This window comes from Dactylosporangium sp. NBC_01737, from assembly GCF_035963215.1.
Lineage (GTDB): Bacteria > Actinomycetota > Actinomycetes > Mycobacteriales > Micromonosporaceae > Dactylosporangium.
Genome location: NZ_CP109153.1, coordinates 10513789 through 10526255 on the forward strand (window position 1 = coordinate 10513789; position 12467 = coordinate 10526255).

9 protein-coding genes are annotated in these 12467 nt (G+C 72.5%); 2 read left to right on the plus strand and 7 right to left on the minus strand.

Annotation, left to right across the window (positions count from 1 at the left end; translation table 11 throughout):
* Positions 1–60 precede the first annotated feature (60 nt).
* The 5 genes from narI to OHA72_RS48285 are packed head-to-tail and all read right to left on the minus strand — an operon-like array spanning position 61 to position 7982.
* Positions 61–813 carry a respiratory nitrate reductase subunit gamma gene (gene narI, locus OHA72_RS48265; protein WP_327002820.1) on the minus strand — a complete coding sequence of 251 codons (753 nt, stop codon included), beginning with the start codon at positions 811–813 and terminating at the stop codon, positions 61–63.
* Positions 810–1424, minus strand: coding sequence for a nitrate reductase molybdenum cofactor assembly chaperone (gene narJ, locus OHA72_RS48270; protein ID WP_327002821.1), 615 nt, complete (start codon positions 1422–1424; stop codon positions 810–812). Before narJ ends, narI begins: the two co-directional genes overlap by 4 nt.
* Complete coding sequence (gene narH / locus OHA72_RS48275) at positions 1421–3052, minus strand: nitrate reductase subunit beta (RefSeq protein WP_327002822.1); 1632 nt, start codon at positions 3050–3052, stop codon at positions 1421–1423. The genes narJ and narH overlap by 4 nt, the downstream gene beginning before the upstream one ends.
* Positions 3052–6726 (minus strand): nitrate reductase subunit alpha, encoded by a 3675-nt coding sequence (locus OHA72_RS48280; protein WP_327002823.1) that lies wholly within the window; start codon positions 6724–6726, stop codon positions 3052–3054. Before OHA72_RS48280 ends, narH begins: the two co-directional genes overlap by 1 nt.
* Positions 6727–6773: 47 nt before the next feature.
* A complete protein-coding gene (locus tag OHA72_RS48285; RefSeq protein WP_442788406.1) occupies positions 6774–7982 on the minus strand; it encodes an MFS transporter in 1209 nt (402 codons plus the stop codon).
* A 186-nt stretch (positions 7983–8168) separates the two neighbouring features.
* On the opposite strand from OHA72_RS48285, the gene OHA72_RS48290 reads away from it, so the two are divergent.
* Both OHA72_RS48290 and OHA72_RS48295 read left to right on the plus strand, forming a co-directional pair.
* Positions 8169–8804, plus strand: coding sequence for a response regulator (locus tag OHA72_RS48290; RefSeq protein WP_327002825.1), 636 nt, complete (start codon positions 8169–8171; stop codon positions 8802–8804).
* Positions 8805–8839: 35 nt separating this feature from the next.
* Positions 8840–10504, plus strand: a complete 1665-nt coding sequence (locus OHA72_RS48295; protein WP_327011804.1) for a sensor histidine kinase — start codon at positions 8840–8842, stop codon at positions 10502–10504.
* 13 nt (positions 10505–10517) lie between these two features.
* Here OHA72_RS48295 and OHA72_RS48300 read toward each other — a convergent pair whose 3' ends face one another.
* Positions 10518–11486 carry an Acg family FMN-binding oxidoreductase gene (locus OHA72_RS48300; RefSeq protein ID WP_327002826.1) on the minus strand — a complete coding sequence of 323 codons (969 nt, stop codon included), beginning with the start codon at positions 11484–11486 and terminating at the stop codon, positions 10518–10520.
* Positions 11483–12286 carry a nitroreductase family protein gene (locus OHA72_RS48305; RefSeq protein WP_327002827.1) on the minus strand — a complete coding sequence of 268 codons (804 nt, stop codon included), beginning with the start codon at positions 12284–12286 and terminating at the stop codon, positions 11483–11485. The genes OHA72_RS48300 and OHA72_RS48305 overlap by 4 nt, the downstream gene beginning before the upstream one ends.
* Between the last annotated feature and the right edge of the window lie 181 nt (positions 12287–12467).

A 12467-nucleotide genomic window follows, 5' to 3' on the forward strand; every position in this document is an offset into this window, starting at 1 on the left:
GTGCGTTGCCGACGGTCGGCAACCTGCACGGCGGCACCGGTCGCCGGCCGGGTGCGGGGATCAGCCGCGGCGGGTCTTCGCGTCGCCGGGGAGCTTCGGCGGGCCCTCCCAGCCGGGCCGCGCCGGGCGCAGCCCCGGGCGGGCGTCGCGGCTGCGGTAGACGACGTACGGTCGGGTGAGGTAGCCGACGGGGGCGCTGAACGCGTGCACGAGGCGGGTGAAGGGCCAGAACGCGAACAGCGCGAACGCCATGACGATGTGCGCCTTGAAGCCCAGCGGGACACCGGCCATCTGCGCGGGGTCGGGATTGAAGTAGAACAGCGACCGCAGCCACGGCGACACGGTCTCGCGGTAGTCGTAGCCGCCGCCGACGACGTTGGCGCGCACGGTGGCCAGCAGGCCCAGCAGGATCACGGCGAACAGCACGACGTACATGGCCTTGTCGTTCTTCGTGGTCGCCGCGAATACGGGGCCGGTCAGCCGCCGCCGGGCGATCAGGATGGCGAGGCCGATCAGCGTGCACAGGCCCGCGACGGTGCCGATGAACACGGCCGCCAGGTGGTAGGCGTGCTCGGTGATGCCGACGGCCTCCGTCCACGACTTCGGGATCAGCAGCCCGCCGACGTGCCCGACGAGGACCATGAGCACCCCGACGTGGAACAGCGGACTCCCCCAGCGCAGCACCGCCGACTCGTACAGCTGCGAGGAGCGGGTGGTCCAGCCGAACTTGTCGTAGCGGTAGCGCCAGATCACGCCGCCGACGAGGACGGCGATCGTCAGGTACGGGTACACGACCCACAGTGCGGTGTTCACCGTCGTCCTCCGGTGGTGTCGACAAGTCCGAACGGTTCGAGGCCGACCTGCTCGACCGGCGGCCCGGACCGGGCGAGCCGGACGGCGGCGGCGATGTCGCCGGGCCGGGCCGCGGGCAGCATCGCGCGGACGGCCTCCACCGCGTGCCGGTACACGGAGCCGTCCAGCGCGTTCGTGAGCAGGTCGAGGCCGACCCGGTTCTCCCGCAGCAGCCGCCAGCCGTCGTCGTGGACGGCGGCCAGGTCCAGCACCGCGGGCAGGTAGTCGGGCAGTTCACCGCCGACGACCTCGACGCCCGCGGCCTTGTAGCCGGCCGTGAACAGCACCAGCGCCTCGCCGCGGCGGCGGGTGTCGCCGGCCGTGTAGTACGTCAGGTGCAGGCAGCAGCGCCGCCGGAAGTCGAACAGCTGCACGTAGTCGTCGGCGAGCCGGATCGGGTCAACGCCGGCCCGGTGCTCGGCGAGCGTCCGCAGGTCCCCGGCGATCCCGGGCGGGAGCGTGCCGAGCGCCGCCAGCAGGGTCGGCAGGACGTCGAGGGTGTCCCGGTCCGGGTAGCGCAGCAGCAGCGACGCGGCCCGGGCGGCGATCGGCCGCCACGACGGCGCCGTCATGACCCGTCACCGCCGCCGCTGGGCGGGAACATGCCGTCGGGGCGGCCCTTGCCGTCCCAGTTCAGCAGGTTGACCCGGGTGGGCGTCGCGGAGTCGGCGGTCTGCCGGTCGCGCAGCATGTGGAAGTTCTCCACCGAGATCGGCGCGGGCGTTCCGGACGACTCGCCGAACGGTCCGCCGTCGAGGCTGCACTCGGTGGCGAGCTGTTCGAGGCGGTGGGCGTCCTCGAGCAGTTCGGGGTGCGCGGCCGGGATGACATACCGCTCCTCGTACTTGGCGATCGCGAGGAGGCGGTACATGTCGTCCATCTGCTGCCCCGTCATGCCGACGGCGGCGGCGATGGCCTCGTCACGGTCCTCGCCGAGATTGATCCGCCGCTGGTACGCGCGCATCGCGGCGAGGCGCCGCAGCACCGCGGTGACCGGCGCCGGGTCGCCGGCGGTGAACAGCCCGGCGAGATAGTCCACCGGGATGCGCAGGGCCTCGACGGCGCCGAAGAGGTTGCCGGCGTCCTCACCGTCGTGGCCGGTGTCGCGCAGGACGTCGACGACCGGCGACAGCGGCGGGATGTACCAGACCATCGGCATCGTGCGGTACTCCGGGTGCAGCGGCAGCGCGACCTCGTACCGCATGATGAGGTCCCAGATCGGTGAGCGCTGCGCCGCGGTGATCCAGTCCTCGGGGATGCCGGCGGCGCGGGCCGCGGCGACGACCTGCGGGTCGTTCGGGTCCAGGAACACCGACCGCTGCGCCTCGTACAGCGCGTGCTCGTCCTTGACCGCGGCGGCCGGGCCGACCCGGTCCGCGTCGTACAGCATGAGACCGAGGTAGCGCAGCCGCCCGACGCACGTCTCGGAGCAGATCGTCGGCTGCCCGAGCTCGATGCGCGGGAAGCAGAACGTGCACTTCTCGGCCTTGCCGGTGCGGTGGTTGAAGTAGATCTTCTTGTACGGGCAGCCAGTGACGCACATCCGCCAGCCCCGGCACCGGTCCTGGTCGACGAGCACGATGCCGTCCTCGGCCCGCTTGTAGATCGCCCCGGACGGGCACGACGCCGCGCAGGACGGGTTGAGGCAGTGTTCGCAGATGCGGGGCAGGAAGAACAGGAACGCCTTCTCGTACTCCTGACGGACCTGGTCGGACAGCTGTTGCAGGATCGGGTCGCCGGCGGCGATCTCGTTGCCGCCGGCCAGCGAGTCGTCCCAGTTCGCCGACCAGGTGACTTTCGTGTCCTTGCCGGTGAGCAGCGACCTGGGGCGGGCGACCGGGGTGTCGGTGCCGGCCGGGGCGGTGAGCAGGTGCTCGTAGTCGTAGGTCCACGGCTCGTAGTAGTCCTGCATCGCGGGCAGTTTCGGGTTGGCGAAGATGCTCAGCAGCCGCTTGACCCGCCCGCCGGAGCGGGGCTTGAGCCGGCCGGTGCGGGTGCGGACCCAGCCGCCCTGCCACTTCTCCTGGTCCTGGTACGTGCGCGGGTAGCCCTGCCCGGGCCGGGACTCGACATTGTTGAACCACACGTATTCGACGCCGGAACGGTTCGTCCAGGCCTGTTTGCACGTCACCGAGCACGTGTGGCACCCGATGCACTTGTCGAGGTTCATCACCATCGACATCTGGGCCATGACCCTCATCAGTACTCCACATCCTGGGACCGGCGGCGGATGACGGTGACCTCGTCGCGCTGGTTGCCCGTCGGGCCGAGGTAGTTGAACGCGAACGACAGCTGCGCGTACCCGCCGATGAGGTGGCTCGGCTTGATGAGCAGGCGCGTCAGTGAGTTGTGGATGCCGCCGCGGCGGCCGTTCGTCTCGGCCTTCGGCACGTCGATGACGCGCTCCTGGGCGTGGTACATGTAGACGGTGCCCTCGGGCATCTTGTGCGTGACGACGGCCCGGCAGACCACGACACCGTTGCGGTTGACCGCTTCGATCCACTCGTTGTCGCTCACCCCGATCTTCGCCGCGTCGGTCTCGCTCATCCACATCGTCGGGCCGCCACGCGACAGCGTCAGCATGATCAGGTTGTCCTGGTACTCGGAGTGGATGGACCACTTCGAGTGCGGCGTCAGGTAGCGCACGGTCAGCTCCAGCTCCCCGTTGCGGCCAAGCCGCGGCTCGCCGAAGAGCTTGTGCATGTCCAGCGGCGGCCGGAACACCGGTAGTTCCTCGCCGAGCTCCTGCATCCAGTCGTGGTCGAGGTAGAAGTGCTGCCGGCCGGTCAGGGTGTGCCAGGGTTTGCGCCGCTCGACGTTGATGGTGAACGGCGAGTACCGGCGGCCGCCGTGCTCGCTGCCGGACCACTCGGGGCTGGTGATCACCGGTACCGGCCGGGACTGGCAGTCGGCGAACCGGATCTGTTTGCCCTCGTGCTCCCGGGACAGGTCCGCGAGGCGCTGGCCGGTGCGCCGCTCCAGGAACTCGAAGCCCTCGGTGGCGACCCGCCCGTTGGTGGTGCCGGACAGCGCGAGGATCGCCTCGCACGCACGGATGTCGGTGTCCAGGCGCGGCCGGCCGTCGGCGACGCCGCCACGCACGGTGCCGTTGACCTGCTTGAGGAACTCGACCTCGGGGTTCACGTCGACGGTCACGGCCTTGGTGGTGGTGCCGAGCCGGTCCAGCAGCGGGCCCAGGGCGCCCATCTTCGCCGCGACGGCGCCGTAGTCGCGCTCGACGACGACGAACTTCGGCATCGTGCGGCCCGGGACCGCGTCGACCTCGCCGGTCCTCCAGTCCCGGACCACCCCGCCGGGGGTGGCGAGGGCGTCCGGCGAGTCGTGCAGCAGCGGCGCCGCGACCAGGTCCTTGCGCACACCCAGGCGCGGGCCGGCGAGCTCGGAGAAGACCTTCGCGATGCCGTGGAAGGCGTCGAAGTCGGTCCGGGTCTGCCACGGCGGGTTGATCGCCGGCGTGAACGCGTGGATGAACGGGTGCATGTCGGTGGTGTTGAGGTCGTGCTTCTCGTACCACGTCGCCGCCGGCAGCACCACGTCGGAGAACAGCGTGGTAGACGTCATCCGGAAGTCCAGCGACAGCAGCAGGTCCAGCTTGCCCTCCGGTGCCTCGTCGTGCCACACGACGTCCTTGGGGCGCTGCTCCGGCGCCGCCTCCGCCGCCCGCAGCGACGCGTCGGTGCCCAGCAGGTGCCGCAGGAAGTACTCGTTGCCCTTCGCCGAGGAGCCGAGCAGGTTCGCCCGCCACACCGTCAGCACCCGCGGCCAGTTCTGCGGCGCGTCCGGGTCGGTGCACGCGAACCCGAGCCTGCCGTCCACCAGTTCCCGGGCGACGTGCGCCGCCGGGTTGCCGGGGTTCGCGGCGAGGGCCTCGTCGGCGACGTCGAGGGGGTTGCGGTCGAAGGTCGGCATGGACGGCATCCAGCCCAGCCGCGCCGACTTGGCGAGCAGGTCCGCGGTGTGCCGGCCGGCGAACTCGCCCTTCGCCAGTGGTGAGGTGAGCACGTCGGCGGTGTACCGGTCGTAGCGCCACTGATCGGTGTGCAGGTACCAGAACGCGGTGCCGATCATCTGCCGCGGCGGCCGGGACCAGTCCAGGGCGAACGCCAGGTGCGACCAGCCGGTGACGGGCCGACACTTCTCCTGCCCGACGTAGTGCGCCCAGCCGCCGCCGTTGACGCCCTGGCAGCCGGTGAGCGTGGTCAGCGTCAGCATCGCCCGGTACGTGGTGTCGGAGTGGAACCAGTGGTTCGTCCCGGCACCCATGAGGATCATCGACCGGCCGCCGGAGCGGTCGGCGTTGTCGGCGAACTCGTGGGCGATGCGGGCCACCGCCGCGGCCGGCACGCCGGTGATCGGCTCCTGCCACGCCGGGGTGTACGGCACCGCCGCGTCGTCGTAGCCGCCCGGCCAGTCCCCGGGCAGGCCGGGACGCGGCACCCCGTACTGGGCGAGCAGCAGGTCGTACACGGTGGTGACCAGCTTGCCGGCGACGTGGGCCGTCGGCACACCACGGCGCATCAGCTCCGGGGTGTCGTTGTCGAACCGCGGGAACACCACCTCGACCGCGTCGCCCTCGCCACCCTCGCAGCTGAGCCTGGGCACGATCGCGCCGAGGTCGAGGTTCCACCGGCCGACGCCGGCGTCGCTGAACCGGTGGCCGAGCGAACCGCCGGGCACCGCGACCGCGTCGGCGGCGCCGTCCCACAACGCCGGGCGGAACGCCGCCTCGGCGTCGGTCTCCCCCAGGTCGGCGGCGGTCACGAACTTGCCCGGCCGGTACCCGCCGCCCTCGACCGGCTCCAGCGCCACCAGGTACGGCAGGTCGGTGTAGCGCGAGACGTAGTCGGCGAACCGCGGGGTGGTCCGCTCGACGAAGAACTCCTTGAGGATGACGTGCCCCATCGCCATGGCGAGGGCCCCGTCGGTGCCCGGCTGGGCGGGCAGCCACTCGTCGGCGAACTTGACGTTGTCGGCGTAGTCCGGTGACACGACGACGACCTTCTGGCCGCGGTAGCGGGCCTCGGCCATCCAGTGCGCGTCCGGGGTGCGGGTCACCGGGACGTTCGAACCCCACATCATCAGGTAGCTCGCGTCCCACCAGTCACCGGACTCCGGCACGTCGGTCTGATCACCGAACATCTGCGGGGAGGCGACCGGCAGGTCCGCGTACCAGTCGTAGAACGACAGCATCGACCCGCCGATCAGCGACAGGAACCGGGCGCCGATCGCGTGCGACACCATCGACATCGCCGGGATCGGCGAGAACCCCGCGACCCGGTCCGGGCCGTGCTCGGCGATCGTGTGCACGTGGGCAGCGGCGACGATCTCCTGCGCCTCGTCCCACGACACGCGGACCAGGCCACCCTTGCCGCGGGCCCGCTGGTAGCGGCGGCGGCGCTCCGGGTCGGCCTGGATGTCGGCCCACGCGGCGACCGGGTCGCCGCCGAGCCGGGCCTTCGCCTCGCGGAACATCTCGACCAGCACACCCCGCGCGTACGGGTACCTGACGCGGGTCGGCGAGTAGGTGTACCAGGAGAACGCGGCACCGCGGGGACAGCCGCGCGGCTCGTACTCGGGCCGGTCCGCGCCGACGCTCGGGTAGTCGGTCTGCTGCTGCTCCCACGTGATGATGCCGTCCTTGACGTACACCTTCCAGGAGCACGACCCGGTGCAGTTCACGCCGTGGGTGGAGCGCACGACCTTGTCGTAGGACCAGCGGTCCCGGTAGAACGCGTCCGCCTCGCGGCCGCCGATCTGGTGCAGGGTACGGCCGTCGGCGGACACTTCCGCGCGCCGGAGCAGCCCGCCGACGGCCAGCAGCGCCCGTCCCGCCTGTTCCGCGGTTCCCGACATGTCGCGTGTTCCTCTCTGTGCTTCCTGATGGCGGCTGTGTCGGCGGGTCACGCGCGACCGGCGACGGCTCGTGCCGACCTGCGGACCGCTGTGGTCGTCAGCAGGACCGCGGCAGCCGCGACCACGGCGAGCAGGGCCAGCCCGAGGGTGTAGGAGCCGTACCGGCCGTAGATGCTGCCCATGAGCAGCGGCGGGACGAACCCGCCGAGGCCGCCGGCGGCGCCGACGACCCCGGTCACCGAACCCACCTTGCTGGCCGGGGCGAGCATCGCGACGAGGGCGAACGTCGCGCCGCTGCCGGCGCCCAGCGCCGCGGCCATCGACAGGAACGCCACGGTGCCCAGCGGTGCCAGCGGCGGGGTGAACGCCTGCACGACCGCGCCGACGCCGACGACGCTCAGCGCGACGGTCAGCACCCGGGTCGGTTCGATCCGGTCGGACAGCCAGCCGCCGATCGGCCGCATGACCACCGCGAGCAGGACGAAGCCGGCCATCCGGTTCGCCGCGTCCGCCTGGGTCAGCCCGTACGCGGTCCTCAGGTAGGCGGGCAGGTACACGGAGAACGCGACGTAGCCACCGAAGGCGACCGCGTACAGCGCGGCGGCGTGCCAGGTGACCCGCAGCCGGAGAGTGGCGGCCAGGCGGCGGCCGAGCGGCTCGCCGGGCACGGTGCGGTCCGGGGCGTCACGCATCAGCAGCCACGCCAGCACCGCGTACACCGCGAGCACGACCGCGGTCAGCACGAACGGTGTGCGGCTGCCATAGGTGTCGACGAGTTTGACCGTGGTGAGAGCGCTGATGGCGGTCCCGCCCATGCCCGCGCCGAACACCCCGACGGCGAGCCCCCGCTTCGCGGGCGGGAACCAGGCGGTCACGAACGGCACCCCGACCGCGAACGAGGTGCCGCCGACGCCGAGGAAGAACCCGCCGACGAGGAGCCCGGCCAGCGACGTCTGCCCGGCCAGCCCGAGGTACAGCACCGGCACGATCGTGGCGAGGGACACCAGGGGGAACATGACCCGCCCACCGAACCGGTCGGTCAACGCACCGACCGGGATCCGGCCCAGCGAGCCGACGATCACCGGCACCGCGACCAGCAGCGCCTGTTGCAGCGGGCTCAGGTGCAGCGCGTCCTTCAGCTTCGGCGCCAGCGGGCTCAGCAGCGCCCACGCCCAGAAGTTCACCGCGAAACCGGCCGTGGCCATCGCCAGCATCAGCCCGCGGCGCGCCGAGGTGGTGTCCGTGCTCATCGTCATCTCTTCCGTCGGTGGGGCAGGTCTCGCGGTGCCCGTGACCCGGGACCTGGTGGGTCCCTCCCGCCGAGCATCGTGGTAGACAGAGAACGGCCCCAGGGTCTTTGGACCCGGAACACCGGGACCGCCGGCCCGTGAAGCGCCGGTGCGCCCTGCCCGACCGGGCCGAACTCGATGGAGAAGGACCGTATGATTCGGGTATACCTGCTGGACGATCACGAAGTTGTCCGTTTCGGACTTCGCGAGATGCTGGAACGCGAGGGCGACATCGAGGTGGTCGGCGAGTCAGGATCGGCGGTGGACGCCACCCACCGCATCCCGGCGCTGCGCCCGGACGTCGCCGTCCTGGACGGCCGGCTGCCCGACGGCAGCGGCATCGACGTCTGCCGCGACGTGCGCTCCGTCGACCCGGCCATCAAAGCCCTCATCCTGACGTCCTACGACGACGACGAGGCCCTCTTCGCCGCCATCATGGCCGGCGCCTCCGGCTACGTGCTCAAACAGATCCACGGCACCGACCTCGTCGACGCCATCCGCCGCGTCGCCGCCGGCCAGTCACTGCTGGACCCCGCAGTCACCGCCCGCGTCCTGGAACGCATCCGCAAAGGCCCCGAACAACCCGACGAACTCAAGAACCTCACCGACCAGGAACGCAAAATCCTGCTGCTCGTCGCCGAAGGCCTCACCAACCGCGAGATCGCCGAACGGATGTTCCTCGCCGAGAAGACCGTCAAGAACTACGTCTCCAGCCTCCTGGCCAAACTCGGCCTCGAACGCCGCACCCAGGCCGCCGTGCTCGCCTCCCGCCTGCTCAACAAGCCGTGACCGACGATCAGACCGGCTGGCAGCCGGCGCTGCCGCTGCCGCTGCTGTCCCGGGTCGACCTCGACGCGCTGCTGCAGGAGCTGCTCACCCGCGTCGGTGAGGTGATGACCAGCCGCGAACGGCTCCGGGCGCTGCTCGACGCGGTCGTCGGGATCGGCTCCGACCTCGACCTGCACAGCACCCTGGAACGCATCGTGCAGGCCGCCTGTCACCTGGCCGACGCCCGCTACGGTGCGCTGGGCGTCATCGGCCCCGACCGGATGCTCGTCGAGTTCATCAACCACGGCGTCACCGCGCAGGAACGCGCCGAGATCGGCGACCTGCCCCGCGGGCACGGCGTGCTGGGGCTGCTCATCGAGGAACCCCGACCGATCCGCCTCGAGGACATCACGCAGCACCCCCGCGCGTACGGGTTCCCACCCAACCACCCGCCGATGCACAGCTTCCTCGGCGTGCCGGTCCGCATCCGTGACCAGGTGTTCGGCAACCTGTACCTCGCCGAGAAACGCGGCGGCGGACAGTTCACGCAGGACGACGAGGACCTCGTCGCCGCCCTGTCCGTCGCCGCCGGCGCCGCCATCGACAACGCCCGCCTGTACGCGCAGGCCGAACGGCGGCAGCGCTGGCTCATGGCGGCCGCCGAGATCACCTCCGTGCTGCTCGGCGAGGTCCGGCGCACCGAGGCCCTCGAACTCGTCGCCACCCGCGCCCGCGACGTCGCCGGCGCCGACCTCGCCATGGTGCTCCTCGCCGACGACAGCACCGAACGCCTCACCGTCGAGGTGTCCATCGGTGGCCCGGACGCCGCCGGCTGGTCGATCGCCGTGGACGGCAGCGAGTTCGCCGAGGTGCTCGGCCGCCAGCAGCTGTCCGTGGTCACGGACCTCGGCGCGGCGGCGAGCTGGCCGGTGCTGCTGTCGACCGGCACGGCGCTGCTGGTGCCCCTCGCCGTCGGCGGCGTCGCCCTCGGCTCGCTCGTCGTGGCCTACCGCAAGGAGAGCGTCCCCATCGCCGAAGGGCTCGAGCTGGCGATGGTGGAGACCTTCGCCGGGCAGGCCGCCCTCGCGCTGGAACGCTCCCGCGCCCAGAACGAACGGGAGATGCTCGCCGTCGTCGGCGACCGGGAGCGCATCGCCCGCGACCTGCACGACGTCGTCATCCAGCGGCTGTTTGCCGCCGGCATGCAGCTGCAGGGCGCCACCCGGCTGTCCGGGCAGCCCGACGTGCAGCAGCGCATCGACCGGGTGGTCAACGACCTCGACACCACCATCCGTGACATCCGCGGCGCGATCTTCGAGCTGCGCGGCCCGGTCCAGCACAGCTTCCGCACCGAGATCCGCGACCTCGTCGACGAGGCGCGCGAGGCGCTCGGGTTCCGGCCCGGCCTGCGCATCGACGGGCCGGTCGACACCGCCGTGCCCGACGTCCAGCGCACCGCGCTGCTGGCGGTCCTGCGCGAAACCCTCAGCAACGTCGCCAAGCACGCGCACGCCCGCACGGTGAACGTCACGGTCGCCATCGCACGCGGCAACCTGTCGCTGGTGGTCGAGGACGACGGGCGCGGCATCGCGACCGGCACCGCCGAGCCGACCGGTCACGGGCTGCCGAACATGCGGGCCCGGGCCGCCGACCTGCGCGGCGACTGCACGGTCGAGCCCGCCTCGCCCGGCACCCGCGTCACCTGGCACGTGCCACTCTGACGCCGCGACCTGATCAGCCGCGCCCCTCCGGGTCGATGACGTCGGCGACCGGCCGCCGGTTGGTGTAGCAGGTCGTCGGGGCGTACCCGAAACGCAGGACCAGCTGCGGGGCGTGCAGGCGGTGCACGACGAGCCGCAGCTGCTCCCGGACCTCCGGCACCTCGATCGGCTGGGAGTACATCGCCACGGCCAGACCGAGGTCGGCGGCGAGCAGCAGCAGCTGCTGCAGCACCATGCCGGCCCGCACCTCGTCGGCGGCGTGGTCACCGTGGACACCGAACACGGCGACGACCGGTTCGTGGGTGGGGTCCCGGGTGGCGTCACGCTCCGGGCCGCCGAAGTCACGGCGCGGCATCAGCTCCGCCGGGTGCGGGGCGGCACCGGCCGCCTGCCGGCCGACGCCCTCCACGTCGAGGTCCGCCGCCGCGGTCCACGTGCGCAGCTCGGCGGCATAGCCGGGATCGGCGCGCAGCTGGGCGTCGGCCTGCCGGGTGAGTGCCGCCAGCGCGGCGCGGCCCGGCTCGTCCTCGACGAAGTCCAGCCAGCCGCCCTCACGCGCGGCCGTCTCCGCCAGTTGGGCCACGACGCCGGCGTCGACGCGGGTCTCGGCGAACGGCGAACGGTTGGTGTGACGCCGCCGGATCTGCCGGTGCAGCCGGCGCTCCCGTGGGGTCGCCGGCCTGCCACCGGCCGGCGTCAGCCGCACCGCGGCGCCGCCGTGCCCGACCGTGGCGACGGCAGGTGCACCGGCGACCGCGAGGGCCAGCATGAGGTTGCACACGGCGGCCCCGCAGGACACCCGGGCGGCGCGCCCGTCCGGGTCCGTGACCGGCAGCGCCCTGCTGCGGTCGACGAGTACGTCGATGCCGTGCGCGCAGCGGCGGAACCGCCACGGCTGGCTGTTGTGGATCGACGGCGCCCACACCGCCTCGCCGACCGCGGCGGCGAACGTGTCCTGGTCCCACGTGCCGGTGGCGCTCATGGTGACTCCTGGTTGCCCGGTGCGGATGCGGTGGGTCCGGCGGGCGGGCCGGCCTGCCGTGGAGGGCCGAACCGGTCCGCGACCCCCACCCGGACCGCCGCCGCGGGGAACCCGCCCTCCGCCTCCCGCGGCGTGAACGCCGTCAGGTCGGTGACCGGCGACGTGGCCAGGCCGGCCGCGGTGGCCGTCAGCAGCACCGCCGAGAGCGCCTCACCCGCCGTCAGCCAGTCACTCGCCGCGGCGGCGACCGGCGCGGTGATGACGACGTACGTGGCGTCGCGGTGCACGGTGCGCGCCGCGGCGCCCGTCTGCTCCGCCGCGTTCCTGAGCAGGGTCAGTTCCCCGTCCGGGACCGGCCGGTCGGCGAACGGCCGCTGGTCGCTGCGCCGCACGGCGATCGCGCGGTGCAGCGACCCGATACCCGGCGCGGGGTCGGCCGGGCCCGTGTACCGCAGCTCGCTGAGCAGGCTCGGGTCGCCGGGGTCGGGGAACCGCACGACGTCGACGCCCACGCCGTCCGCGGCGAGCGCCACCCTGGCGTGGTGCAGCGCCGCACCGCAGCTGATCAGCAGCAGCCGGCCGTCCGGGTCGAGGTCGGCCAGTTGCCGGGCCCAGTCGGCGTGCAGCCCGATCCGGTGCTCGGTGATGCGCCAGCGCCACGGCTGCGTGTCCAGGACCGACGGCGCGTTGAGCGCGGCGAAGGTGGCCTGCGTCAGCGATCGGCTGACCGGGCCGGACCGCGCCGCGGCACCGCGGTCGGCGTAGTGGATGGCCACCATGGCGTGCTCCTCGAAGATCACACAACGTCTGCTACCCGTCACGGTCCCCGGAAACCGGCGCGACCGGCAGGGACGAAGGTCCCGTCCAGGGCATGACCGGCCGGTGGCCCTGCCACGTGGTGACCTTCGGCCCAGGTGCACGGGCGCTGCGCGGGGCGAAGGTGGGACGGACGGAGCCGACCCGGTTCCGCGGCGCGGGGCA

Coding starts and splice junctions, on each gene's coding strand:
- narJ (WP_327002821.1), bottom strand. CDS start 1,424: ATGACGGCGCCGTCGTGGCGGCCGATCGCCGCCCGGGCCGCGTCGCTG.
- narH (WP_327002822.1), bottom strand. CDS start 3,052: ATGAGGGTCATGGCCCAGATGTCGATGGTGATGAACCTCGACAAGTGC.
- OHA72_RS48280 (WP_327002823.1), bottom strand. CDS start 6,726: ATGTCGGGAACCGCGGAACAGGCGGGACGGGCGCTGCTGGCCGTCGGC.
- OHA72_RS48285 (WP_442788406.1), bottom strand. CDS start 7,982: ATGACGATGAGCACGGACACCACCTCGGCGCGCCGCGGGCTGATGCTG.
- OHA72_RS48290 (WP_327002825.1), top strand. CDS start 8,169: ATGATTCGGGTATACCTGCTGGACGATCACGAAGTTGTCCGTTTCGGA.
- OHA72_RS48300 (WP_327002826.1), bottom strand. CDS start 11,486: ATGAGCGCCACCGGCACGTGGGACCAGGACACGTTCGCCGCCGCGGTC.